This window comes from Streptomyces sp. NPDC039462 (genome assembly GCF_055639375.1).
The window spans coordinates 1,077,518-1,102,497 of the sequence record NZ_JBVKAO010000003.1 but is presented as its reverse complement, the minus strand read 5'-3'; the positions used below and the strand labels follow the sequence as shown (position 1 = coordinate 1,102,497).

Here is a 24,980-nt window from a genome sequence, read left to right as displayed (position 1 = left end):
CCGCCCACGGCCACCCACCCACCGCCGCACCCCGATTCAAAGCCAAACCCCCACCCCTGTCAATACAAAACCGCGCAGCTGGTTTCTACCCCCACTACACCACCCCTCCACCACCCCTCCACCACCCCACCACACACCCACAAGGCACCAACAGGACGCCCACAAGGCACCAACCCGACACCCAGACCCGCCCGGCCAGCAGACGGAAACCCACAACTCCAAAAGCCCCAGCCACCCCACCGACCCAGCACACCGCCAAAGCCCCAGCAGATCTGAAACCCGGTAACACGTCGGTCACCCGAACCGCTCCAGCAGCGCGAGCACCGGCCGGATGCCGCACCGCCCCGAAGACCCCAGCACCCGTTACTGCAACGGTGAAGCTGCGCCAGCAGACCGTGCTGCCATCTCGCCGACCCGGACCGCCCGCCGGGGCAATCCGAGGCCCAGCGACAGATGGCCGGCACGACAGCCCCACCCCGCGCAGGCGCCCGGACTCCACTACCGGCCCCACCCCCAGTGACGCCCCAACTCTTCCCCAATACCAAGACCCGGAAGGCACACCCCAAGGCGGTCCGGACCCGGGCGACCGGACGGCCGACCCAGCTCACAAACCGCATGAACGGTTTTTAGATAGCTGCCGTCCACCCACCCCGGACGGCCCAAAACTTCCCCCGGTGACACCAGGCCTGGAATCTGCGGCAAACCCCGCCTTCCGGCCAAAGCCCCAACCCCTCCACCCGGACCACACCCGGAAAGCCGTCGAGGTAGCCACCCGTCCACTCCCACCCACCGACAAGCGGAACGCGTCATACCCCAGCCGCCCCCAAGATCCGGCATGCCCCAGCCCTGGAGATCAAACCGGCAAGTTGGTTTTATACGCCGACGGGAAATCATTCTTGACGGGAGTCACCAGTGAGCAAGCAGGAACGGGCCACCCGTACCCGCAACGCCCTCATCCTCTCCGCCTCCACCCTCTTCGACCAACGCGGCTATACCCGCACCAGCTTGGAAGAGATCAGCACCCGCGCCGGCGTCAGCCGCGGTGCCCTGCACTTTCACTTCCCCAACAAGGCGGCCCTCGCTGACGCCATCGAGCAAACCGCAGCTCGCACCCTCCACCACACCGCACACCCCACACCCCCTACCAAGGTGAGTGCCCTGCAGCACCTCATGGACCTCACTCACCGCATGATCCACCTTCTCCACCACGACATCACCGTCCGCGCCGCATTCCGCCTCACCCACGACCCCGGCCCTCGCACCCACGACCTCCGCCACCAATGGCACACCTGCATCCATCAACTCACCACCCAAGCCGCCCGAGAACACACCCTGACACCCCAGACCACCCCGGAAGCCCTTACCACCACCATCACCGTCACCACGACCGGCCTCGAAGTCCTCACCCGCACCAACCCACACATGCTCACCCCCACCCCCCTCACTCACTTCTGGCAACTTCTGCTCCCGACCATCACCCACCCCCACACGCTTGCCACCCTGCACCCCAACGGCAGCCCCGCACCCGCCGACACCGCCAAGACCGCCAACTAGCAGCCCTGCACAGCCACTCCTCGGCAAGTCACGATCACGCCCCCGGCCTGCACGCCTAGCGCCACCTCCCCACACAGCAACGGGCGCACCCATGCCAACCAACCGCTGGACAGGCTCGGGAAAGGAGCGGAGCCTGTCGACGCCGCAGGCGGGGGCAAGGGCGAGGGCCGGGCGGTGCGGAGTCATCTGTCGCTTTCGCCGGTGCGCTTCCCCTTCGCTCACCGAACCGCCGACCCGGTCAGCAAGTAGTCAAGATCCAGCAATGCGACCTCTGTTATCGAACAGGCACGCTAGGCTACCGACAGGTCGTCACGCCTCGGCGGGAACGGCGTTGCAGCGGCATGTGCCGCCCGAGGCATGGAGGATGCCCCAGATGACGCAGGGTCAGGGTTCGCTTGCGGGGAAGGTCGCCCTTATCACCGGGGCGAGCAGTGGGATCGGCGCCGCGGCGGCCCGGGTGTTCACGCGGGAGGGCGCGCAGGTGGTGCTCATATCCCGGCGGGAGGACCGGCTCCAGGCCCTGGTCAAGGAGTTGCACGCCGAGGGGGCAGAGGCTGCTTCCTACTGCGTCGCGAACGTGCAGGTCGCCGCCGACATGCGGCGGGCCGTCGACTTCGCGGTGGAGACCTACGGGCAGCTGGACGTCGCGTTCAACAACGCGGGAGCAGCCGTGGCGAAGAGTCCGCTGCACCTGATGGACGACGCGGCCTACGACCTCATCATGGACACCAACGTCCGCGGAGTGTGGAACTGCCTGCGTCCTGAGATCGGCGCGATGCTGGAGAGCGGCGGCGGAGCGATCGTGAACACGAGCAGCGTGGCCGGCCTGGTCGCGACCTCGGTCGCGGCCCCTTACATCGCCTCCAAGCACGCCGTGGTCGGACTGACCAAGGTCGCCGCGGTCGAGTACGCGCCCAGCAACATCCGCGTCAACGCCATTGCTCCGGGCCTCGCCCGCTCCGAAATGGTCGAGGACTGGTTCGCCCGCTTCCCCGGACAGGAAGCCAAGAGCAAAGCCTCCTCCCCGCAGAACCGCATGGCCGAACCCGAGGAGATCGCGGAGGCCGCCGCCTGGCTCTGCAGCGACCGCGCCTCCTTCGTCACCGGCGCCACCATGCCCGTCGACGGCGGCGCCACCGCCTGGTAGCACACCGATCGGGCATCCGGGCCGGGGACCCGACCACCAAGTACTTCAGTGGGCCAGCGCCCCGGCGACCACAGTGCGGGTTCCACCTGAAGCCTAAGACCTGAAGCTGAAGCAGACGCGGACACAGACGCGAGCGCAGCCGTAACGCAGACGCAGACAAGGCTGGCCTGAGCAAAGCAAGCTCAGGCTCAGCTCAGTTAAGTACAGGCTGGTCGGCGTCAGTTGATGGATTGGTCGAGGAGACCAGGACGGGCTGAGGGACGGACACCGCCTGTGCGTACAGGCGTGCTCCCCGGTCAGGGGCGAGGTCGAGACGGGCCAGGACCGCGGGCACCGTGATCGCCGGTATCACGTGGTCGTAGAGCACCGAGATGCGCCGCTCGACGTCCGCCAGCCCACTCTCGAGCTGGGAGAAGAGCTGAACCCCGTGAAAAGAGCTGACGATGAGCTCCGCGGTCTGCCGGGGCACCACGTGGGAAAGGATCTCCCCACGATCCTTGGCCTCGGCGAGCGTCTGGGCGGACAGTTCTATCCAGGCCGGCCAGGCACTGCCATAGTGCTCCCGGCCCTGCGGGTCGGAAGAGAGCACCGCACCGGCTCGTACCACCGGATCACGCGGCAGCCGGTGTGCGAGCAACAGCCCCGCGTCCACCCACTCCTGGACCTTGAGATCCTGCGGCGGCCCCGCGTAGGCGACCTGCGCCTGCAGCACTCCGCGCGCCAAGGCTTCCTTGGAGTCGAAGTGGAAGTACAACGCGCCCTTGGTGACCCCGGCCTCCTGGAGGATGTCCGACACCGTGGCCGCCGAATATCCATGCTCGGCAAAGACCGTCGCAGCCGCCTCCAGTACTGCGCGGCGGGTTCTGACAGCACGCTCCTGCTGCGCCACGTGACCTCCCCTGCACTCGTGCCCGTATCGGGTATGCAGCGGACCCGAAAAAGAAACCGTCGTGGAGGTACCTTACCCACAACCCCACCTGCGGACTCGGCCGGGGATCTTTCCCCATCGTTCCCCCTGGCTCCACCCGCCCGACAAATCGACACTCAACCCACCAAGGCGCCCTCTCCGCAAGGACAACCCACGCCAAACGTCTCCACTCACACACCTTCCCACTCACACACCGTTCTCTGGGCCCCGGCACGTGGGGGGAGTGACACGGCAAGGAGGTGCGGATCGTGGACCGTTGACCAGTCGACGACCGCACGCAGGCCGGAACGAGACCTGTGCTGACGCCGACCGCTGAGCAACCGGCTCCACAAAGGAGAAGGGGCGCATAGCAGTGAGGATGATGGACGCCATCCACGCCATGCAGGCCTGGCCGATGGCCGATATCGCACCAGCAGACCAGCCAGTTCACGACGGCGTGCGGTCCGGCAGGTCGAGCGGGCCACCGCGGCGCACTCCCATGAGCCCGCGCCCCGCTCTCACTTACCCCATTTCAGCTCGACACGGCGAGGCGCCAGATGCACACCCGTCCCCTCAGGGCGGGTTGGGCCATCAGGCCAGGGAGCGTACACGCGTGAGGCTTGCCGCATACGCTCCCCAGGCCTCCTGCGTGCGCTCGTCAGCTCTGCCGCGAACGCTCGTCCGGCCAGTTGCGTCCGGCCGCTGCCTCCGCGTCCACCCTGCGCAGGAGCTCCTCGTCGATCTCGTCCAGCGATCGGACCACATGACGCACGCCGACCTGCTCCATCAACGGCCGCTGGTACCCGTGCTCGTAGTCGCTGGGGTGCCCGATGAACGCCACGCCGAGCTCCCGCGCCGTCTGCGCGACCCGTGCCACATCGTCAATGAAAAGCACCTGGTCGAAACGGAGCCGGAAGACATCCTCGGTGATCTCCCGGATACCCGGACGGAAATCATTGGTGCACACATACACCGGCTCGTCGAAATACTCCGCCAAATCACCCAGATAACGGTCGAAGTGCGCACGCTCCAAACCGCCGTAACACACCGTCCGCACGCCGAACGACCGCAGCCTTTCCATCAGACGATGCGCGCCTTCCAGCACCCGCACCGGGTGCTCCAGCAGATAGCGCTCCCGCTCCTCGAAATACGCGGTCAGCAAGTCCTCCGCGGTGCCCCCCAATACGTCCGCCGCCGCCTGCGCTGCAACTCGCTGCGACTGCGACAACAGCACCTGCTCCAACCCCGCCCCGTACTCACCGCCCCGCGACTCCACCAAGCGGCGGATCACCGGGCCGAAACTGTCATTCAGCAACACCCCGTCAATATTTACCGCCACCAGGCTCAGGTGCGCCAACCCCTTCGGACGTCCTCCCTCATGAACACGCGAATCCGAGCCGATCGCTCCAGCCTCGACCGGATCCGACCCGACCGAACCAACCTCAGACGAACCCTGATGACCCACCACGCCAACCCCCACAATCTGACGATCGATGCACAACAAACTCAAACAGGCCCAACTGGACGCGCCCCGACCAGACGTGACCTTGGAGCAAACCAACAGCCGCACCCAGCCAGGGACCCCCAGCCTCGCCACCCCAACCGGCAAGCAGCCGATCAGGCCTGGCGGAGCAGACCAGCCAGCATCAAGCAAACCAGAGCTGAACAGTCCCGCAATCTCCCGAAGCAGACGAACCAGCGGGCGATCCGAACGGGGACTATACGGACAGGCAGCGAGAAGGGCAGCAGGAAGGGCGGGCCGGAGATACAGCAGACAACGGGCGGCGCGGCAGGCAGACAGGAGACAGCGGGCAGGCGGAGCGACGGCCGGCCGGGCAAGACCGATCAACGCGAAAGCATAACAAGGGAACCGGACTGCCGGTTTTCCATGGATAAACGGACGGAATAATTCCCCTTTCACAGAAAACCGCAAACCGCCTCCCACCAGGAACGCAACTCGCCACCACTACTCAGCGTCACAGAAACTCGAATCTCCAGGAGCCCCATTTACCCTGCGCCCAACCCGTGTAATCGCCACCGACCCTTGAAAAGGAAACCGGTGGGTATGTATGTTATGGCGTCACTTTCATTCACCTCCGGGGGAGAGGTTCATGAGCAGCAGTCTCGCCATGCCCGAGTCGAAAGACGCCCAGGGCAACCGCAACACCCACACCGCCCGCATCGACGGTCAGCCGGCCCAACTACCCCGGCTCACCACGACCGTTCCCGCGGAATACGTCCACCGCGCCGCCCTCGCCGAAGTCTTCCTCACCGACTGCGAAAAAACCGGTGAGAGCACCTTCGTCCTCACCGGACAGTGGCCCCGCGCCCATACCTTCTTCACCACGTCGGACGGACGCCACCACGATCACCTCCTGGCCTGCGAGACCTTTCGCCAGACGGGCATCTACCTGGCTCACGCCGAGTTCGGCGTACCTCTGGGCCACAACTTCGTCATGCAGGACATGACCGTCACCACCCATCCGGAACACATGGTGATCGGCAGCACCCCCACCAATCTCACCCTCAACACCACGATCACCCGCGTTGGCCGCAGTCCCAACTTCACCATCAGTCTCACCATCGTCAATCAGCACCACCACACCATCGCCACCTGCTACGGCCACTTCACCTGCATATCCCCGGCTGCCTATCGACGTCTGCGCGCCGCCAACCCCACCAACCCCCACGCCACCAACCCCACTAACCACACCCTCGAAGCCCTCGAGCACACCCCCATTCACCAAGACCCCACCACTTACGGCCGCGTCCACACGCGCGACCTCGTGCTCGCCCCCACCCACGAGCCCCACCGGTACCGCCTCAACCCCGACCCCACCCACCCCATCCTCTTCGACCACGACGGTGACCACATTCCCGGCATGGTCCTCATCGAGGCGGCGCGGCAAGCCACACACCCCCACCCTCCGACCACCCATCTCACGCACAGCCACACCGAGTGGCACCACTACGTCGAGCTCAACGCCCCCTGCCACATCACCACCACTCCCCCCACCACCACCATCACCCCCACCGGTCACACCACCACGCAGACCGTGACCAGCCACCAGAACAACCACGCCACCCACACCACGACCCTCACTCACACCACCACTCACACGCCCACGTAGACCAGCAGTTGCAGCACTTCCCCCCACCCTTCGCGGGCCCATCCACACAGCACAGACCGCCGGCGGGCCCCACCCTGTCGGCGGCTACACCGCGATTGCCGGTCCGTGCTCAGCGCGCCCACGTTCCAGCTCAGTCCGTGCACGTCCCTGCCCCCACCCTGAGTGCGCCTCAGGCCCACCAGGGATGATCACTTGCACTCACGCACGCGCCGAAATGGCCATGCCTGCTGCCAGTCGGCTGACCTCTCGTCAGCGAGTGGAGGCGACTGAGCAGACGTGCCCGCGCGGCGGGACGGCCAGGTTCACAGTGACGCCATCGGCGCCGGCCAGCACCTCCCGGCCGGACGCGACCGGACCGGACCAGACCGGCGTGGCGACGGCCCCGGCCCGGCCCGGCCCCGGCGACCCTGACCTGCAGCGACGAGTCATCGCCCCATAGGATTCGGGGCGAGTACGCGGATATCCAGACCCCGGACCGCCGCCGGTGCCCCCGTCCCTGCCGACCCCGAGGGAAGCCGGGCCGACTCCTGCCCGCCTGCCCCGCCGTCCGGGTCTCCCGCCGGACCAGCCCCCGGAACACCACTGTCTTGAGCACCGAAGCAGTCACCGAAGAAATCACCGAAACAGTCATAGACGCAAAGCCGTCCCCGTCTCCGTCCCCCGCCTCGTGCCCCGCGCCGTCCCCGTCCACCCGGTCCCGCATCCGCGCTCGCCTCGCCGGGCGCGCGCCCGCCCCGCCGCCGGCGGGTACCGCGCTGCACAACGTCAGCGTCGCCACCGCCGTGCTCCTGGCCCTGGTGGCCATCGGCTCCCTCATTCATGAGCCCGTGCTCATACCCCCGCTCGCCGCGTCCGCCGCGATCATTCACGGTGCACCGAGGCTGCCACTGGCCCAGCCACGCAGTGTGATCGTCGGCCATCTGCTGTGCGCCGCCGTCGGCTATGCGGTCGTCGCCGCCTCGGGCAGCTCGCCGTGGGCGGCGGCCATGGCGGCCGGGATCAGCTTGGCCGTGATGACCGTGGCTCGGACCCCGCACTCCCCCGCGTGCGCGACCGCCGTCGTCATCGTCCTCAACACACCGCGGCCCACGACCTTCGTGCCTCTGCTCGTGGGCTCCGCCACTCTCCTCGTCCTCGTGGGCTGGGCCGCCTCGTGCGCCCGCCCCAGCGCGCCGCGCTACCCCGCCTACTGGTGGTGACCCGGGCCGCCGGCCGACCGGTCAGGCCGCAGGTGTCACACACGCATAGCGGACCCACCACAGTGCAGCCCCACCCCCCCCACCCCCCCCCGCAGCGCCCGGGTGTCGAGCACCTCGCGGAAAATCGTGTGACCCGGCGGGCCGGGCGCGTTATCGTCGGCTGCATGAACGTCACCGGCCCACGCAACACCGCGACCGCGCGAGCGACCAGCTCGCCGGTTGCCGCCGCCTGACGTCTTTCCTTCTTTCCATCGGCGACCGGAAACGGCCCGCCGATGTTCCCGTGGCCCCTGGCTCTCTCGCCGGCTCCCTCGCCACGATCCGACGACCGCGCGGACCCGTTGTCCGGTGCCTCCCCCGCTCGTACACGCGAAGGAGCCACCTCATGAACACCGACTCGGTAATCAGCACGTTCGTCGAGTACTTCCAGGAGCGCGGCCATCACCGCATCACCGGGTCGACTCTGCTGCCGCCGCCCGGGGATTCCGTCCTGTTCACCACTTCGGGCATGCACCCCCTCACCCCCTACCTGGAGGGGCGCCCGCACCCACTTGGCAGCCGACTCGTCAATGTGCAGCGCTGTCTGCGCACGACGGACCTCGAAGAAGTCGGGGATCCCACCCATCTGACCGTCTTCGAGATGCTCGGCACCTGGTCACTCGGCGACTACGAAGGGCCGCAGAGTCTCCACTGGGGATACGAATTGCTCACCGAGGGCCTCGGCATCGATCCCCGCATGATGCACACCACGGTCTTCGGCGGCGACGACCGCACCGGGCCGGACACCTCTTCCCTGGAAGTGTGGGAAGAGCTCGGGGTCCCAGTGGAGTTGACCGTGGAGGACAACTGGTGGTCCAACGGGCCGACCGGCCCCTGCGGTCCTGATTCCGAGATCTTCCTGTGGACCGGCGACACCCCGCCCCGGTCGACGCCCACGCATGACGACCGCTGGGTGGAGGTGTGGAACCACGTCACGATGCGCTACCGCAGGCTTGTCGACGGTTCGCTCGTGCCGCTCCCTCAGCAGAATGTCGACACGGGGCTTGGCTTGGAGCGGCTGGTCTCGTTGCTGCAGGGCAAGTCGTCGGTCTTCGAGTGCGATGTCTTCGATCCCTGGCGTCTGCTGGTGCCGGGGCTGTGGCAGCTCGACGAACCGTCGCTGCGGATCGTCTGCGATCACCTGCGTTCGGCCGTGGTCGTGATCGGCGACGGGGTGCGCCCGAGCAACACCGGTCGCGGCTACGTGGTGCGCCGTCTGATCCGGCGCCTGCTCACCGTGCTGTGGCGCGACGATCCCACACGCGGGCTCGGCGACCTGCCTGGCGATCTGATCCAGCACACTCTGGACCACTTCCACCAGGACGTGGACCCCGTCGACGTACGCGTCATCCTGCTCGACGAGGAGCGCCGGTTCCGTCGGCTTCTTGAGCGCGGGCAGCGGATCCTCACCCAGCCCCGATTCCAAGGGCCCCTCGACGAGGAGGACTTGCACTATCTCCACGACACCCATGGCCTGCCGCGCGACCTCGTCCTGAGCCTGCGTCCGGAGGGACGAGGGCCCGACGCCTGAGGAGCCGGAAGCCGGAAGCTGAAGGGCCTGAGAGCCTGAGGACCTGACCGCGCTGCTGCTGGTCCGGCTGCCCGACCCGGGTGGCCCGGGTGGCCCGGGGACGGCCGGACCAGCAGGAATATGCCGCCGCATCTCCTCGAAGCTGCTTCGAGCTGCTCGAAATCTCAGAGCCTTAGCAGACCGCCCACCCACCAGTCGTGTGGGTTGCCGTCGTTGGCGATTGCGCGGTTCCTCAGTGTTCCTTCCACGGTGAAGCCCAGCTTCTCGGCGACGGCGCGCGAGCCGGTGTTGCCGACCATGGCCCACCACTCGATGCGGTGGACATCGAGTGTGGCCCATCCCCAGTCGCACAGCGCTCGCGCGGCCTCGACCGAATAGCCGTGGCCACGCTGCTCCTTGACGGCCCAGTAGCCGAGTTCGAAGACGCCCCGACTCATCCGGGTGAGGCAGTATGTACCGACGAACGCCCCACTGCCCTTGCGGAAGGCACCAAGGTTGTAGTCCTTGTCCGTGGCCCAGCCAGCCGGCCACTCCTCGCAGACGCTCTTCTCGGCGTGCTCGCGCCGGTACGGCACCGGAACCGGCGTGTAGTACTGAATGTCCTCGTCCTGGCAGGCGTGATACACCGCGTCCACGTCACCGGGCGTGAAGGCCCGCAGCACCAGACGGTCGGTCTCTAGAGTCACCGGATCCATTGCGGCAGTATGAACATCTTCCGCCGATGGCGGCCAGGGATTATCCCGTAGAGGTGTCGAGCACTCCGGCCACCAGGCGGCGGGCGTACGCGGCGTCGTGGCCGGTCGGACGGAAGAGGATGCGGTACATCACCGGGGCGACGACGTGGTCCAGGACCGTCTCGACGTCAGGGACGGCCTCACCGCGGTCGGCCGCACGCGCCAGGATGATGTCGATCTGTTCGGCTGCGTAGGCAGAGCACTGCCCCGCGTTGCTGCCATCGGGATCGCCGAGCAGCGCGTCGCGGATGTAGGCCCGGCCTGCGGAGGACGACATCTCGTCGAGGAACTGCTCCGCCCAGGCTTCGAGATCGGAGGTCAGGTCCCCTCGGTCGTCCGGCGGCGCCTCGGGCCGCAGGCGCTCGACCGCCACATCCGACAGGAGCGCCTGCAGGTCGCCCCAGCGGCGATAGATGGTCGAGGGGGTGACTTCGGCACGGGCGGCGATCAGTGGAACCGTCAGTGCGTCACGGCCCACCTCGGCCGCGAGCTCGCGCACGGCGGTGTGCACCGCTTCTTGTACTCGGGCGCTGCGCCCGCCCGGGCGCGCCATCGGCTTACGACTCACGTCACCACCTTAGAGCGAATCCGTCACATGGCTGAATGTGTGATGTGTGTGCTGTCGAGGGCACGTCTGCACACACGTCGTGACAGCACACACATCGTGTGTGCAGACGTCGTGACAGCGCGCATGACGTGACAGCACGCGCGTCGCGACAACGCTCACGCAGGGTGCCGCGCCCGGTGCCCGTCACAGAGCGACTGCCGCCGGGGCGAACGAGTGGGCAGGGACTGTCTGCTCGTAGGCATGACCCACCCGCAGGAGCACGGCCTCGGCGAGCGGGCGGCCGAGGAGCTGCATGCCGATGGGCATGCCCGCGCGGTCGCGGCCGACCGGCACGGACAGTGCCGGTACGCCGGTGATGTCGGCGGGGGCGGACAGGCGTACATAGGCATCGGAGACGCTCTCCGAAGTGCCGTCGGCCCAGGTGATCGTCTCCTGTTCCGAGCGCACCGCGGTCGCGGGAACGGTCGGTGCGACGACCACGTCGACCTCGTCCAGCATGCGCAGCCAGGCCTGGCGCATGAGCGTGCGGGCTCGTTGCGCGCGCAGGTAGTCGCCGGCGGACATGAGTGCGCCGGCTTCCAGGAGGATCCGGACGTCGGCCCCGTACTGTCCGGGGGCCGAGCGCAAGGTCCGCTCGTGGTAGGCGGTGGCTTCCGGGACCATGAGGCCCCATTGCGTGGCCTGGACGTACCGGGTCATCGGGATCTCGACCTCGACGAGAGTCGCGCCGAGGGTTTCCAGTTGGGCGACGGCGGCTCGCACGGCGACCTCGACCTCGGGGTCGACGTGGTCGAAGTAGTAGTTCCGGGGGACGCCGACCCGCAGGCCTGTCAGGTCCGTGCCCGGGGTCGGCCGGTAGTCCACGGGAGGCACGGAGAGGCTGGCGGGGTCGCGCGGGTCGTGTCCGGCGAGGACGGACATCGCCAGGGCCGCGTCCTCGACGGTACGGGTCAGGGGGCCGACGTGGTCCAGCGTCCAGGACAGGGACGTCACGCCGTGCCGGGGAACGAGACCGTACGTGGGCTTGAGGCCGACGACGCCGTTCAGCGCGGCCGGCACGCGGATCGACCCGCCCGTGTCGGTCCCCAGGGCGAAGGTCGCCGCACCCGCCGCCACGGCGACGGCCGAACCGCCGCTGGAGCCGCCGGCCACCCGTTCCAGGTCCCAGGCGTTGTTGGTCTGCGGCGTGGTCAGTCCGTAGGCGAACTCGTGGGTGTGGGTCTTGCCGACCAGGGCGGTGCCGGCCGCGGCCAGGCGCGCCGCGACCGCACTGTCGGCGTCCGCCCGGTGGTCCGCCCGGACCCGGGAGCTGGCCGTGGTCGCCACACCGGCGACGTCGATGAGGTCCTTCAGCGCCACGGGGATTCCGTGCAGCGGGCTCCTCACGTGCCCGGCGGCGACTTCGCGTTCGGCATCGCGCGCCGCGACACGTGCCCGCTCCGCCGTCACTGTGACGTAGGCCTGGAGGTGGGGTTCCGTCTGCTCGATCCGGTTCAGTACCGAGTCGACGAGTTCCACGGGCGAGAGTCGACGCGCCTGTATCTCGTCCGCGGCAGCGGCGAGGGACAGCTCATACGGCTGCATGGTGGTTCTCCTCCGGGGTGTGGTGGGTGGTGGGCTGAGGCGACGGAGGGACCGGGGTCGGCGGGAGCAAGGACGGTGGAAGCGGGGGCGGCGGGGTGGGTGGGGTGTCCGCGAAGTCCAGTTCGCGGAGGAGGGCGACGACGGAGTGGATGTGGTCCGCCGTGGCGGCGACGGCCTGGTGCCGATCGGTTGCCAGCGGGAGGCCGGCTCGCGCTGCCCATCGGGCGGCCTCAGGTGGTGTGAGTTCTTCGATGGGGGTGGGCATGGGGATCCCTTCCGTGTCGGGGTGAGGTCGCATGTCTCAGGCGTTCCGAGGGCGGGCGTCGACTCCGCCACCACTACCAAAAGCTAAGCGTTTGCGTTAGGCCAACGGTAGGACCTACGCTCACTTAACGCAAACAGTTAGCTTTTAGCGCTCGACTCGGAACGGACGGACCGACATGAAGGCACCATCAATGAACAAGGCCCCATCAACAAACCAGGCGACCCAGCCCGCCGCGACCAACCAATCGGCACAGTCAGACCGGGCCAGGCCGACCGCGTCGCCCGCTGCCGCCAACGCGCTCCCCTACTGGACCGTCGGCGACATCACCGTCCACCGCATCGACGAAACACCTCTGCCGCCCGCGACCGGGCCCTGGCTGTTGCCCGACGCCACAGCCGACGTGGTCGCACAACAGCACTGGCTCCGCCCCGACTTCGCCGACCACCAGGGCGTCCTGCATCTCGACAGCCACAGCTTCGCGTTCGCCGTGGGCACGCTGCGAGTGCTCGTCGACGCCGGTATCGGCAACGGCAAAACACGAGCCAACCCGGCGTGGCACAACCTCCACACCGACTACCTGCAACGCCTCACCGACGCCGGGTTTCCCCCGGACTCGGTCGACCTGGTCGTCCTCACCCATCTGCACACCGACCACGTCGGCTGGAACACCCGGGAAGTGGACGGCGCGTGGGTCCCAACCTTCCCCAACGCCCGTTACGTCGCTTCCCGCACCGAGCGGGAGTTCTGGGCCGGGTACGACATGGACGAGGCGCGACAGGAGATGTTCCGCGACTCCGTGCATCCGATCGAGGACGCCGGACTGCTCGACCTCATCGACGTCCCGGCCGGTGGCACCGAAATCGCCCCCGGCCTACGCCTGATACCCACCCCTGGTCACACCCCGGGCCACATCACGGTCCAGGTGAGCGATCACGACGAAACGGCCGTGATAACCGGCGACTTGATCCACCACCCTGTCCAACTCCCCCGCCCGCACATCGGCAGCTGCGTCGACATCGACCCGGCCCAGGCCGAAGCCTCGCGCCGCGCTCTCCTCACCTCGCTCGCCGACACCGACGCCCTCGTGCTGGGAACCCACTTCCCTGACCCCACTGCCGGTCGCGTGGTGCTCCAGGGGGACGCCTATCGGCTGACACCGGTTCCACCGACGCGCCGGGCGCTCACACGGTGACGTTCTGGGGCAAACGCCGGTTCGAGGTCAGGCCAGCACGCCAGTCACTCCGTCACGCAAACCCTCAGTCCTCGAGCCCCTCAGTCACGTGGACGTCGAACATGGGGGTGGCATCCGCGTCGTACGGGAGGGTGGAGAGGACGTCGGCGTAACCGCGTTCCATGGCCTGCCGTTGGCGTGCGGTGCGCGGGTCGGCGGGGAGCGCGGCCAGGCGGGCCATATGTTCCTCGTGGGCCTGGGTGATCTGGTCGGCAGTCGCACGCCAGTCGGCGTCGTCCGGTGCGCGGGCCAGCTCCACGCAGACCGGTTCCGTACCCTCTGCCAGCGCGGCCGCGGCCCGGTCGTGACCGTCCAGGAGCAGCCATCCGTCCAGGAAGGACACCCACCACAGCAGGACGGGGGCGAGGGTACCCTCGCTGACATGCTTGCGGTATGCCTTCACGCGGGCGGCGTCCGGTGCCGGGAGCGGGCGCAGCGGCAGGATGCCGTGCCAGCCACCCCCACAGAGCTGTTCGAGAGTCACCTCGGGCCAGTCACGGACGAGGTCACAGCTCCAGATGCCCGGAGCGAAGGTGGTACGCGGGGTGAGCCGCCAGCGCCCGTCGTGGAGGGGGCCATGCTCCGCTCCTTCGAGCCAACGCGCGTATTGGTGCGCCCAGTTGGTTCGGTAGGGCCAGTTTGCACCGGTCCGCATCGCCGCCGCGGTCAGAGGCGGCAGCAGAGACCGATAGCCAGCCAGACGGCGCAGGTGAAGATCGCGACAGCAACCATCACCCTCGGACCGGGCCTGGATGAGCGGCTGTTCGTCCTGGAGAAGGATCCAACGGCGCTCCGTCGCCCGCTCGAAGCGCAAGGGCGGCCGGGTGACCTGCCCTCCGCCCGGAATGGTCAGGACGAGCCCGCCCCCGGGCAGTGGTTCCCGTGTGGCCCTGATCATGGGATCAGTGTGCCAGTACTAAGGCGGTGCTCGGCAAGAGATGTGCTCGGCGAGGACCGTCCAAGCGCCGTTCCAGCCGCACCCGTGCGCTGCGCGGCCTCTACGCAGCGAAGAAGTCGATGAGCGCGCGGGCGACCTGACCGGGGGCGTTCTCCGTGGGGATGTGATCCGCGTCCGGGACGCGGATGAGCGTGGCGTGCGGCATCTCCGCGGCGAAACGTTCGGCGTACTCCACCTTCTCGTGGAGGTCGTCTTCGCCCCAGACGAGCAACTTGGGCTTCGTGGACCGCTTCAGCGCGGGAACGAGGTCGAGGGTGTAGCGGCTGTCGGCCGCACCCGCCAGGGCCATCCAGGAGCGGCGAACCCGTGCGTCGTGCCACGGATCCACGTAGTCCGCGATCAACGCCTCGGTGGCGGCACCGGCGAGCGCACGCGTCACCGCCTGCCGCCGGGCCTCGAGCACACCGTCGACCGTGTCCGTATCCGGGTCCGGGCCCTTGCCCGCATCTCGGAACCGGGCCACGTGGGGTGCCGGCCAGGAGTCGTAGAGGACCGAGTTGACCAATGCGAGCCGGGATACCTCCAGTCGATCGCGGGCGACAAGATGCTGCGCGATGGCACCACCGATGTCATGGCCTGCCACGGCAATCGGCTCGGAGAGTTTCAGCGTGGTGGCGAATCGTGCCACCCACTCCGAGAGGGCCGGGACGGTGGCCGTCTCCGCGGTGAGCTCACCCCCCGAACGCCCAAGCCCGGGCAGGTCAACGGCGATGGGCCGCAGCCCTGCCTCCGCAAGGCGTCCGAGTACGGGGAGCCAGACCCGGCTCCAATACGTTCCGTGCAACAACAACACGGCAGGGCCGTCCCGCTCCACGGTCAGGTAACTGGCCTTCTCACCGTCGACCTGAACGGTGGTCCGCAGCACTTTCGCTTCGGCGCTTTTGTTACTCATGGGACGACGGTGACCGAATCCGACCTCCTGGCCGAGAGACCAGAAAGACAAGCACAGGTACATTCCTGCCAAGTTCCCCTGATGGACACCACCGATCCCGACCGTCTGCCTGAGCGCCCGTCCACCCGCCTGACAGGAAATCACGATGCCGCCGGTCGACAGGTCGGCCTACTGTTCAACCGATGAGCACTCACACGCACGACGTCGGCCACGACGAGTTGACCGAGGTGACCATCCGCTCCCAGGGCAACTCGGCAGTGGCGGTGAAGTTCTGTAACCGTTTCCGTCCGGACGAAGACTGCGTGCACTACTCCGTCGAAGCCTGCGCGCCAGGACTGACTGCCCGCATCGATGAAGTGGTCGCATGGGCTCGGGGCTCGGATTTGGTGCCCTTTCTCGAGGATCTGGCCCGGGACTTTCGAGGGTGGGACGGCGAGCGAAACTGGCAGAGCAACGACCGTGATCTCACCCTCTGCGCGGTTGCTCGGCCAGGCGGGCAGACCGGGTTGTCCTGGACTCTTCGCCCCTGGTCGGCCGCGACCGGCCGCTGGGAGGTTTCCGTCACCACATGGTTGGAGGCCGGCGAGCAGATGTCCGCCTTTGCCTCCGATCTACGCCACTTCCTTCGGGGCGAAGAGGTCGCGGGCTCGAATCACGCCGACCTCGAAGACTAAAACACCACGTCTCTGGACTCGGCCACGGTCGCCTTCAGCTTTCAGGAGTGGCAGCCCGGCAAGGCCATCTCCAAGAGTTTGACCATGGCCTGAGTGCGCGAGCTCGCATCTGCCCGGTGGAAGTCCAGGCCACTCGGAGGCTCTGACAGGAGTCGCACTGCGGCCTTGCGGTTCTCGGCTCCGGTTCTGCGTGCGGAGGTCCGGCGCGGCAGCGTGTGCGCCCATGCGGTGAGGCAAAGCCCTGAAGCTTGATAGTTAGCCCAACAACAGTTAGCGTGTTAACTATGGATAGATCGAACCGAGAGAGCACGTTGGAGCTGATGCGGTGGGTTGTGTGGGGGCAGCGGCGCATCGCTGAAGACTGGATACGGGAACGCGGCCTCACGCACGAGCAGAGTGCCGTGCTGTCGTACCTGTCGAAGAACCCGAACGCCATTCAGCGTGACGTCGCGCGGGCCATGCGCACCAGTGCGCCGAGCGTCTCGCGGCTCCTCGCCGGACTCGAGCGGCGCGGACTCGTGGAGCGCCAGACACAGGAGAGCGACACGCGCAGCCGCCGGGTGCATGTCACCGCAACGGGCTCCGAGCTGATCCAGGGGTTCGAAGAGGCCATGGACCGTGTCGAGGAGTCGATCCTCGCGCCGCTGGGCACCGCAGGGCAGGCTCAGCTCCATGAATTGGTGGAACAGCTCGCGTCCCGGATCGAGCCACCCAGCTCTCCCTGACCCGGCTCTACCGCCCCTCACGGCGGCCGGGAGCCTCGTGGGCAGGACCGCCGGTTCCTCCAGCAGCAGTAAGGAACACAGACATGACCCAGATAACGATCATCGGTGCCGGTCTTGCGGGGCTGACACTGGCACGAACTCTGGCAGTTCACGGAATCCCGTCCACGGTGTACGAAGCGGAGGCGTCTGCTCAGGCCCGGGGCCAAGGCGGCATGCTCGACATCCACGATTACAACGGACAGCACGGAATCCGTGCCGCCGACCTGATGAACGGCTTTCGGTCCCTTGTCCTCGAAGGCCGCCAGGCGTCCCGCGACGTGGCACCTGACGGCACCATCCTGGCGGACCGGCCCGATGACCCGGCCGGAGGCCGCCCCGAGGTGCAGCGTGGCGAGCTTCGGCAGTTGCTGCTGGAATCCCTGCCTCCCGGCACGGTCGTCTGGGGCCACAGGACTCAGAGTGTTCGGACCCTCCCTGACGGTCGTCACGAAGTGACCTTCGCCAATGGATCGACGATCGAGACAGACATCCTTGTCGGTGCCGACGGCGCCTGGTCGAAGGTCCGGCCGCTGCTCTCCGATGCCACGCCCGCCTATGCCGGACGCTCGATGGTCGAGACGTACCTGTACGAGAGCGACACCCGGCACCCTGCCACCTTGGCGCTGGTCGGTGGCGGGTCGATGACCGCCTACGACGAAACCACTCGCATCGGTCTCGGCGTGCAGCGTGAGCGCGCGGACACCTTGCACTCCTACGCCATGTTCGACCAGCCGCTCGACTGGTTCGACGGCATCGACTTCAATGACGGCCCTGCGGCCGCCCGTACGGTCGCGGCGATGTTCGAGGGGTGGGCGCCGGAGCTCGTCGCCCTGGTCGCGGACAGCGACATACCGCCGATCTTCCGCCCCTTGTACGGGCTACCGATCGGACACCGCTGGGAACATGGACCCGGGGTCACGCTCATCGGCGACGCCGCCCACCTGGCACCGCCGGACGGCGAAGGAGCGAACTGGGCACTCTTCGACGCAGGCCAGCTCGGCGACGCCATCGCCCAACAGCCCCAGAACGTCGACGCGGCCATCCGCGCCTACGAGGCCGCGCTCTTCCCACGGAACATCGACACGGCGACCGCCGCCGCAACCTACTACCCCGAATTCAAACCGTGCTGACCCACAGCAGCTGGGCAAGCCTGGGAATCCACCGCAGGCGTTGGACGTGGCGGTAGCTGATCAAGCAGCCGGCGAGGCCAAGGAAGGCTTCGCGGATGTCGTCGCGTCGTTCCCGCCGGATGCGTAGGCGGCGCAGGCCGTGCAGCCAGGTGCTCGTGTGCTCGACGACCTAGCGGAAGATGCCCAGGCCGGCGTCGTGTGGCTCGCCTCCATTCGCGATCACGGGGCGGATACTTCGCTGCCAGAGCAGGCGACGGTACTTGTCGTGGTCGTGGTCGTAGCCGTGGTCGTAGCCGCAGTCAGCCAGCAGCGCGTCGGGGGGCTGCCGACCCGGCCTGCGACGGCGGACGTTCTTGTCGAGCAGCGGCTCAAGTCGGGTGCCATCGTTGCGGTTTCCGCCTGTTAACGACACCGCGAGCGGTATGCATGTCCGTCAACGATGAGGTGGTGCTTGCTGCCCGACCGGGCGCGGTCGACCGGGCTGAGCCCGCTTTGGGCCCCGCCAAGCACTCAGCGATGGGGCGGCGACAAAACGACAAAACGGGGCCTGTACGCGCAGTGCGCGTACAGGCCCCTGATCGAGCGCCGGGCAGGCCTTGCACCTGCATCTCCCCGCAGGAAGCGGGGCGTCTTTCCTTGGACCACCAACGCATCACCAGACACCACGTGTTGTGGCGACCAGTTCAAGATCTACTATACCCCGGAAAGTTCGAGAAGCGGTCACCGGCTAGCGCCTGGACATACGGTCCAGAGCGTCGGCGAGTACGGACACAGCACTCGGACTCGTGGGCTTCCGTTCCATCAAACTGGCCGGCTCGGGCCCGCTGCGACTCCCGGGCTTTCCGTGACGAGGAACTTGGACAGATCGAGGGTGACCGGCAGACGTACTGGTTCCAGACCCTCATGGATGAGGCGAGATCAGGCACCGTAGCGGCTCCAAGCACGGTGCATCTCCGCTCGTGAAACCATCCGATCACATTCAGTGACCACCGCACCGAACTAGCCGAATAAGTCTGCGTCTTGGAGACCACCACTGGGAGCACCCGTCGCCGGAGCGCAGCGCCCCTCACAGCGTCTATGCGCCCAATAGCTTGCCTCTTGCCTGCACCGCACACAGCCTGCCTGCTCTACAACCAACTCGCTCATCTGCCAACAAATTGCAGGCCCCCTCCCCTCGGGTAGCGGTGGCCCCTGTGCGGTGAACGGCATCAGCGTCCACGAAGAAGAACGTGACACGACACCCCGGCAACGTGACGGTACCGACGCAAGGCGCTGTGGCCCGTCCCCGGCCTCCCCTCCGGCGGCGAGGAAGCGTCGTCCGGCAGTCTCAGCGGGTTCGCGTGGACCGGGCGCGCTCGTCGGCAGCGGTCGCGCGTTTCATCAAACGACCGGGCCCCGGCAACGCGCCGTCTCAGGGCCCCGACTGAACGATCCGATCACGGATGGCGACGCTCTCTTGGCACATGGCCGAAACCTGCGTCTGAACCACCGAACAATCTTGGTTTCACTAGTCATCCGCCACTCCAGGCACTTAAGTACCTGTCGGGCACTCGCTAGCGGCCACGGGCGAAAGCCGCCGGTCGGGGCCATGCGCCACGGCCGCCTCCGCGCTGCTCGTCGGCCCCACCGCTGTGCTCCACATGACCGTGCCACTCCGTGCCAACCCGCGCCAACTCGCCCCACACCGTGTCCCAACTGCCCCGAGAGTCCTCCTGCTTATGGCCGCCAGTGCACACCGGTCGGTGTCGTCTTCACACCACCCGGCGACGCGCAGCGCTCATGACAGCGGCCGACAGGCGGCGAGCCGCAGAGGATGCCTCGAGCAGCCGTGCCGCGCCCTGCGCCACCGGTTCGAGTCCGAGGACACCGAGACCCTGCAGCCCGCCGGGACCGGCGCCGCCAGGTCTGGGCAACGGTCATGTCAGCGGTCATGGCAGCACCGTCAGCACCGGCTGGTCGCCGCGTGAAGACCACCAGACCACCGACACGGCAGGCGCAGAAGTACGGACCGAAGACTTACCGCGTACGACTGCAAGCACAAGAGAAGCCCAACGGGCCGCCACCCGGCATGAAGCCCGGCCTACCCATGACCGCGGCGGCTCCAAATGCCGGTTCTCCGCTGCCCACCCTGTGTCCGGTCGACCCAGGGAGGCTTTGATGGAGAGAACCAGCGCAGCTGGCGCGGTGAATCCGGCCGGCCGGGACACCGACCTTTATGCGGCAGTGCAGGACATCCAGGCGGGTTACTGGCTGGAGATGCGGCAGGTACTGGCACGGACGGAGAACTGGCCGCAGTGGATATCCCGCACTCAGGTGCTGGGGGTCGTCGCGGCGCAGGCCAACGTCGTGGAGTTGTGGCTGAAAGAGGAACCGTCGAGCCTCGCCGCCCGGGTGATGTACGCCAGAGTCGCCACCGAACGGGTGCTGCAAGCCCACCGGAAGCAGTGGACGCGTGACTACCGGAAGGCAGGTGACCTGGAGAAACTGGTGACCCGGGCCCGGGAGGGGTGCCACCGGGCAAGCGAGGAGAACCCCGACGACCCAGTGCCCTGGATATGCCGCCTGGCCCTGGCCGAAACGGACGTGGCCGGCCGCTACCCGGAGCATCACGTGACTCCGCCGCCCCACGAGTATCTGCTGCCTGACGGGCCATGGGGCCTGCTCGCGGAAGTGCATCGCCGAGATCCGTTCAACCGCGAAGCATGGCACCGCATGTCCCAGGCGCTCCAGGCCCGCCCAGGTCCGGCGGGCCGCCAGGCTGTCGCGACGGATTTCGCCCGTTGGACAGTCTCCTTCGCACCACCCGACTCGCCGCTGCTTCTGCTGCCCCTCTATGCCCGCGTGCAGGAGCACCGGGAACGACAGGTCAACGGGTCCGCGGCCATGCTGAACCTCCTGTGGACCAGGGAAGACACCACCCGGGCAGTCACGCAGGCATTCGAGGGCTGGTTCCGCAAGCGCGAGCCGGCGACCAGTTCCCAGCTCGACCTGAACTACCTCGCATACGCCTTGGCGAGGGGCGGCTTCGTTCAGTGGGCCACCGAAGTGTTTGACGCCATCGGGGACTTTGCCACTCCTGCCCCGTGGCACTACGACGTCCGATACCCCGAAAAGCAGTGGCGGAAGGCATTCGAGGAAGACCGCGAAGCCTGCCGGAGATCCCGCCAGCAATCCCGCCTGAGCTCCCGCCCGCGGCATGCAGGAGAACACCCATGACCTCCGACCTGCCCCCCCCACCACGTCCCACTAACAGCCCGGCAGCCACCCGCCTGCACCCCCTTGTTTGCAGCTTTCCTCTGCGGAGAACCAATGACTTCGGTAAGAACACCGCGCCAGCAACCGAACCCCATCGACGACGATGAGGAAGAAGACGCGCGCATCCTCGAGTCGCTGGGCTACACCCAGCAACTGCACCGCCGGATGGGGGCTTTCGGCAATTTCTCAGCATCCTTGTCCGTCATTTCAATCATGTCGGGGACCTTGCTCCTGTTCGGCTACGGCCTGAACTCGGGAGGCCCCGCGGTGATCACGTGGGGGTGGCTCGCCGTCGGGCCGCTCGTGTTGTGCCTGGCCGCGGCGCTGGCGGAGATCACCTCCCGCTACCCCACCAGTGGCGGCCTGTACTACATGGCCCGCCAGCTCGGAGGCGAGCGGTGGAGCTGGTACACCGGCTGGCTCAACCTCCTGGGCCTGCTCGGCGGAATCGCCGCCCAGGACTACGGCATCGCGACCTTCACCGCCGCGTGGATGAACCTGCAATTCGACTACACGCCGACCCCGGGCTCCCTGCTCGCCCTGTACGCGGTCATCCTCGCCCTGCACGCGGTTCTGAACCTCTTCGGCACGCGGCTGATGAACATCCTGACGTCCGTGAGCGCGTGGTGGCATCTCGCGGGGGCCGTCGTCATCATCGGCTCCCTGGCGCTCGTGCCCTCCCACCACCAGTCGGCCGGCTTCGTCTTCTCCGAGTTCACCAACAACACCGGCTGGAGCGCCCCGGTATACGTAATCCTGCTGGGCATGCTGCTGCCGGTCTTCGCACTGGCCGGCTACGACACCTCGGCCCATCTGAGCGAGGAGACCAACCACGCCTCCGTCGCCGCGGCCCGCGGGGTCTTCCGCTCGGTGGCCGTGTCCTGGATCGCCGGCGGCATCCTCTTGGCCACGCTGCTGTTCGCCGTCCAGGACTACACCACGACCCTGGACAGCCCGACCGGCGTACCCGTGGCGCAGATCCTTCTTGACGCGCTGGGCATGGCGGCGGCCAAGGCCTTGCTGCTGGTGATCATCGTGGCTCAGTTCCTGTGTGGCTACACCGTGACCGCCAGCGCAAGCCGGATGATCTACGCCTTCGCCCGGGACGGTGCCCTGCCCGGATCAGCCCGCTGGAAGAAGATCAGCCGCCGCACCGCCATCCCCGCCAACGCGGTCTGGCTCGCGGTCACCGTGGCCTTCGTACTCGCACTGCCTTCCTTGTACTCAGGCACGGCGTTCTCGGCGGTGACCGCCATCTCGGTCGTGGGATTCACCTCGGCCTACGCCATCCCGGTGCTGCTGCGCCTGATTCACCAAGACCGATTCTCCCCGGGGCCCTGGCACCTGGGCCGCTGGAGCCGGCCGATCGGCTGGATCGCGGTGGTGTGGGCGGCTGCGGTCACGGTGCTGTTCCTGCTGCCGCAGAGCAGCCCGGTCACTGCCACCACCTTCAACTACACCCCCGTCGCCGTAGTGGTGGCCTTCCTCATAGCGGCCCTGTGGCGGCGCTTCGGACGCGACTCCTACCACGTGCCGCGATCCGGCTCCCCCACCGAGGACAAGCAGTTCGAGGGCATCATCTGATCACGACGACGCCGAGACCCTCAACGACACCCCGACCACCGCAACAACCTCTGCAACATCTACAACCCCCTCAACAACCCATTGGAGCACGGTGACCGGCCTCACGGAATCCATCGAATCGGCACAGCAGCTCACCGTCGCCTGGCGCGCCCTGGTGCTCGACCGCGAGGCGGACGCGGATGTACGCGACCTCCCCGGCATCGCCGTCCGCTGGGCCGACTGCCGGTTCTCGTTCTACAACTGCATCACCCTGACCGACCCAGGAACGGGGGCCGATCTCCTCGCGCAACGTCTTACCCAGGCGGCAGACATCATGCGTGCGAAGAAGCACCCGGGCTTCCTATGGCTCTTCGAGGACCTCCTGGCCGACGAGGCCCGCACCACGCTGGCCGCGGCGGCCGAGCAGGCCGGCCTGCAGTACGCCTTCCCCGGCACGGGCATGGCCGGAGACCTACTGCCTGTCCCCGACCCGGTCCACCCCGACCTGACTTTCGTGCGTGTACGCGACGACGAACACTTGCGCGCCTACGCGGACCTCCAATCACGGGCATACGGCTTCCCCGTGGAGGAAGGCCGCGACGGTCTGGTCGGATCCGCCCTCTGGAAGAGCGAGGTGTACGCGTACCTGGCCATGCGGGGCGACGTTCCGGTGGCGTGCGCCGCGACGATCGAAGCGCAAGGCCGTCTCTTCGTCGCCTTTGTCGCCACCGACCCGCAGTGGCAGCGCAGGGGCTACGGCGAGGCAGTCACGCGCAAGGCGCTGCACGAGGGCGCCCGAGCCACCGGGCTGACCCGCGCCACTCTGCACGCGACCGTCGCCGGGGCCCCCGTATACCCGCGCATCGGATTCACGCCGAACTCACCCATCCACTTCTACAATTTGAAGGAATGACCTCTTTCAATGTGGCAACTGGTCGGTTGGGCGCCGAGCGGACCTGCCAGGGCGAGGACTGCCAGGGCCGTGGCCCTGGCGAGGCTGATGAGGAAAACGAAGACGGCGAAAATCAGGGTGCCGGTAGTGCCGCGACCGACCTGTGCCTCCGTCCCGCCTTCCGGGTCGTACAGGATCTCCACTCGCCCCGCGTGCTCGGACGTACCCGTGAGCTGGCGGACCCGGCCCTCCAGGTCGGCGAACTCATAGGCACCGGCGTACACCCGCCGTCCTTCGACGAGGACACCGTGGTTGCTCAACCGCCAAGTCTCCCGTGTGAACTCCCAGCCCCGTACACGAAGTGGCGCAGTGGTACTGCGACGGAACCGAACAACCAGCACATCAACGCGACATACCACTCGTACGCGCCGAGGACGCACCTAGTAAGCACACTGCACGGCCTGCCTGCCGCATTCGCGCTGACGCGAGCCGAAGCCGACGAACGCGAGACCCTGCTGGCCATGCTTGGCGCCGAACCGCAACTGGTAGCCGAACGGCTCGGCCAGACTCTGCTCGGCGACAGGAACTACTTCGGCGCCGCCTTCGAGCCCCGCTCCGACAAGAGGGCCTACGCCTTCCACGGCCCCGCCACCGCGGCAGCAATCCGCTTATGGCTCCGCCCATGATCCCCCGAACAGTCCCTCATCCACTCGCACCGAGTCAGTTGCCAGTCGCCTTACGAACCTCGTGAGCCCGCCCCGCGATGATCGCGCCGATCACGACGGCCAGTACATACACGGTGATGCTCGCGGCGAAGCCTCCTGGTAGCCACCCCAGCAGGCCGGCGTTGTCGTGGTCGACGAGCTGGCGGATTGCGCCCTGGGCTCCGATGACGAGCAGCGCCATGCCGAGCGCCTGGTAGAGGCCGTACTTCATGGGATCCTCTCAGTCAGATTGCGTTT

General features: G+C 67.6%; 21 protein-coding genes and 1 pseudogene. 13 read left to right on the top strand and 9 right to left on the bottom strand.

Features of this window, described 5'->3' with window-relative positions:
- Positions 1 to 912: 912 nt before the first annotated feature.
- Both ACZ7LU_RS22320 and ACZ7LU_RS22315 read left to right on the top strand, forming a co-directional pair.
- The gene (locus ACZ7LU_RS22320) at positions 913 to 1,554 is read left to right on the top strand and encodes a ScbR family autoregulator-binding transcription factor (RefSeq protein ID WP_471917748.1); all 642 of its coding nucleotides are present in this window, start codon (positions 913 to 915) and stop codon (positions 1,552 to 1,554) included.
- Between the two features lie 364 nt (positions 1,555 to 1,918).
- Positions 1,919 to 2,701 carry a glucose 1-dehydrogenase gene (locus ACZ7LU_RS22315; protein ID WP_471917747.1) on the top strand — a complete coding sequence of 261 codons (783 nt, stop codon included), beginning with the start codon at positions 1,919 to 1,921 and terminating at the stop codon, positions 2,699 to 2,701.
- Positions 2,702 to 2,894: 193 nt separating this feature from the next.
- Here ACZ7LU_RS22315 and ACZ7LU_RS22310 read toward each other — a convergent pair whose 3' ends face one another.
- Complete coding sequence (locus tag ACZ7LU_RS22310; protein ID WP_468716244.1) at positions 2,895 to 3,590, bottom strand: ScbR family autoregulator-binding transcription factor; 696 nt, start codon at positions 3,588 to 3,590, stop codon at positions 2,895 to 2,897.
- A 676-nt stretch (positions 3,591 to 4,266) separates the two neighbouring features.
- Positions 4,267 to 4,965: an HAD family hydrolase gene (locus tag ACZ7LU_RS22305; protein WP_471917746.1), complete on the bottom strand. Its 699-nt coding sequence runs from the start codon at positions 4,963 to 4,965 to the stop codon at positions 4,267 to 4,269.
- A 754-nt stretch (positions 4,966 to 5,719) separates the two neighbouring features.
- On the opposite strand from ACZ7LU_RS22305, the gene ACZ7LU_RS22300 reads away from it, so the two are divergent.
- The 3 genes from ACZ7LU_RS22300 to ACZ7LU_RS22290 all read left to right on the top strand — a co-directional run bounded on the left by ACZ7LU_RS22300 (position 5,720) and on the right by ACZ7LU_RS22290 (position 9,508).
- Positions 5,720 to 6,739, top strand: a complete 1,020-nt coding sequence (locus ACZ7LU_RS22300; RefSeq protein ID WP_471917745.1) for a ScbA/BarX family gamma-butyrolactone biosynthesis protein — start codon at positions 5,720 to 5,722, stop codon at positions 6,737 to 6,739.
- Between the two features lie 587 nt (positions 6,740 to 7,326).
- Entirely contained in the window at positions 7,327 to 7,938 is a 612-nt protein-coding gene (locus ACZ7LU_RS22295) for an HPP family protein (protein ID WP_471917744.1), read from the top strand.
- 385 nt (positions 7,939 to 8,323) lie between these two features.
- Positions 8,324 to 9,508: an alanine--tRNA ligase-related protein gene (locus ACZ7LU_RS22290; RefSeq protein ID WP_471917743.1), complete on the top strand. Its 1,185-nt coding sequence runs from the start codon at positions 8,324 to 8,326 to the stop codon at positions 9,506 to 9,508.
- Between the two features lie 164 nt (positions 9,509 to 9,672).
- Here ACZ7LU_RS22290 and ACZ7LU_RS22285 read toward each other — a convergent pair whose 3' ends face one another.
- From ACZ7LU_RS22285 to ACZ7LU_RS22275, 3 genes are all read right to left on the bottom strand, one after another.
- Complete coding sequence (locus ACZ7LU_RS22285; RefSeq protein WP_471917742.1) at positions 9,673 to 10,203, bottom strand: GNAT family N-acetyltransferase; 531 nt, start codon at positions 10,201 to 10,203, stop codon at positions 9,673 to 9,675.
- A gap of 40 nt (positions 10,204 to 10,243) precedes the next feature.
- On the bottom strand, positions 10,244 to 10,795 hold the full coding sequence (locus tag ACZ7LU_RS22280) for a TetR/AcrR family transcriptional regulator (protein ID WP_468089188.1): 552 nt from the start codon (positions 10,793 to 10,795) through the stop codon (positions 10,244 to 10,246).
- A gap of 198 nt (positions 10,796 to 10,993) precedes the next feature.
- Complete coding sequence (locus ACZ7LU_RS22275) at positions 10,994 to 12,394, bottom strand: amidase (protein WP_471917741.1); 1,401 nt, start codon at positions 12,392 to 12,394, stop codon at positions 10,994 to 10,996.
- A gap of 440 nt (positions 12,395 to 12,834) precedes the next feature.
- Here ACZ7LU_RS22275 and ACZ7LU_RS22270 point away from each other — a divergent pair, with 440 nt between their 5' ends.
- Positions 12,835 to 13,851: an MBL fold metallo-hydrolase gene (locus tag ACZ7LU_RS22270; protein ID WP_471917740.1), complete on the top strand. Its 1,017-nt coding sequence runs from the start codon at positions 12,835 to 12,837 to the stop codon at positions 13,849 to 13,851.
- A 64-nt stretch (positions 13,852 to 13,915) separates the two neighbouring features.
- Here ACZ7LU_RS22270 and ACZ7LU_RS22265 read toward each other — a convergent pair whose 3' ends face one another.
- Positions 13,916 to 14,545, bottom strand: a complete 630-nt coding sequence (locus ACZ7LU_RS22265; protein WP_471917799.1) for a phospholipase D-like domain-containing protein — start codon at positions 14,543 to 14,545, stop codon at positions 13,916 to 13,918.
- A 343-nt stretch (positions 14,546 to 14,888) separates the two neighbouring features.
- A complete protein-coding gene (locus ACZ7LU_RS22260; RefSeq protein ID WP_471917739.1) occupies positions 14,889 to 15,740 on the bottom strand; it encodes an alpha/beta fold hydrolase in 852 nt (283 codons plus the stop codon).
- A gap of 182 nt (positions 15,741 to 15,922) precedes the next feature.
- Here ACZ7LU_RS22260 and ACZ7LU_RS22255 point away from each other — a divergent pair, with 182 nt between their 5' ends.
- The 3 genes from ACZ7LU_RS22255 (at position 15,923) to ACZ7LU_RS22245 (ending at position 18,308) form a co-directional block, all read left to right on the top strand.
- Complete coding sequence (locus ACZ7LU_RS22255; RefSeq protein ID WP_471917738.1) at positions 15,923 to 16,414, top strand: DUF6228 family protein; 492 nt, start codon at positions 15,923 to 15,925, stop codon at positions 16,412 to 16,414.
- Positions 16,415 to 16,734: 320 nt separating this feature from the next.
- Positions 16,735 to 17,139, top strand: coding sequence for a MarR family winged helix-turn-helix transcriptional regulator (locus ACZ7LU_RS22250; protein WP_471917737.1), 405 nt, complete (start codon positions 16,735 to 16,737; stop codon positions 17,137 to 17,139).
- A gap of 83 nt (positions 17,140 to 17,222) precedes the next feature.
- Entirely contained in the window at positions 17,223 to 18,308 is a 1,086-nt protein-coding gene (locus tag ACZ7LU_RS22245; RefSeq protein ID WP_471917736.1) for an FAD-dependent oxidoreductase, read from the top strand.
- Here the strand turns inward: ACZ7LU_RS22245 and ACZ7LU_RS22240 are convergent.
- Positions 18,295 to 18,812: pseudogene (locus ACZ7LU_RS22240) on the bottom strand (transposase); the annotation flags it as partial. The gene ACZ7LU_RS22245 and the pseudogene ACZ7LU_RS22240 sit on opposite strands and share 14 nt — an antisense overlap.
- A 1,653-nt stretch (positions 18,813 to 20,465) precedes the next feature.
- On the opposite strand from ACZ7LU_RS22240, the gene ACZ7LU_RS22235 reads away from it, so the two are divergent.
- From ACZ7LU_RS22235 to ACZ7LU_RS22220, 4 genes are all read left to right on the top strand, one after another.
- Positions 20,466 to 21,524, top strand: a complete 1,059-nt coding sequence (locus tag ACZ7LU_RS22235; protein ID WP_471917735.1) for a hypothetical protein — start codon at positions 20,466 to 20,468, stop codon at positions 21,522 to 21,524.
- 93 nt (positions 21,525 to 21,617) lie between these two features.
- The gene (locus tag ACZ7LU_RS22230) at positions 21,618 to 23,147 is read left to right on the top strand and encodes an amino acid permease (RefSeq protein WP_471917734.1); all 1,530 of its coding nucleotides are present in this window, start codon (positions 21,618 to 21,620) and stop codon (positions 23,145 to 23,147) included.
- A 91-nt stretch (positions 23,148 to 23,238) separates the two neighbouring features.
- On the top strand, positions 23,239 to 24,039 hold the full coding sequence (locus ACZ7LU_RS22225) for a GNAT family N-acetyltransferase (RefSeq protein WP_471917733.1): 801 nt from the start codon (positions 23,239 to 23,241) through the stop codon (positions 24,037 to 24,039).
- On the top strand, positions 24,036 to 24,704 hold the full coding sequence (locus ACZ7LU_RS22220) for a hypothetical protein (RefSeq protein ID WP_471917798.1): 669 nt from the start codon (positions 24,036 to 24,038) through the stop codon (positions 24,702 to 24,704). The genes ACZ7LU_RS22225 and ACZ7LU_RS22220 overlap by 4 nt, the downstream gene beginning before the upstream one ends.
- A 34-nt stretch (positions 24,705 to 24,738) precedes the next feature.
- Here ACZ7LU_RS22220 and ACZ7LU_RS22215 read toward each other — a convergent pair whose 3' ends face one another.
- On the bottom strand, positions 24,739 to 24,954 hold the full coding sequence (locus ACZ7LU_RS22215; RefSeq protein ID WP_471917732.1) for a hypothetical protein: 216 nt from the start codon (positions 24,952 to 24,954) through the stop codon (positions 24,739 to 24,741).
- Between the last annotated feature and the right edge of the window lie 26 nt (positions 24,955 to 24,980).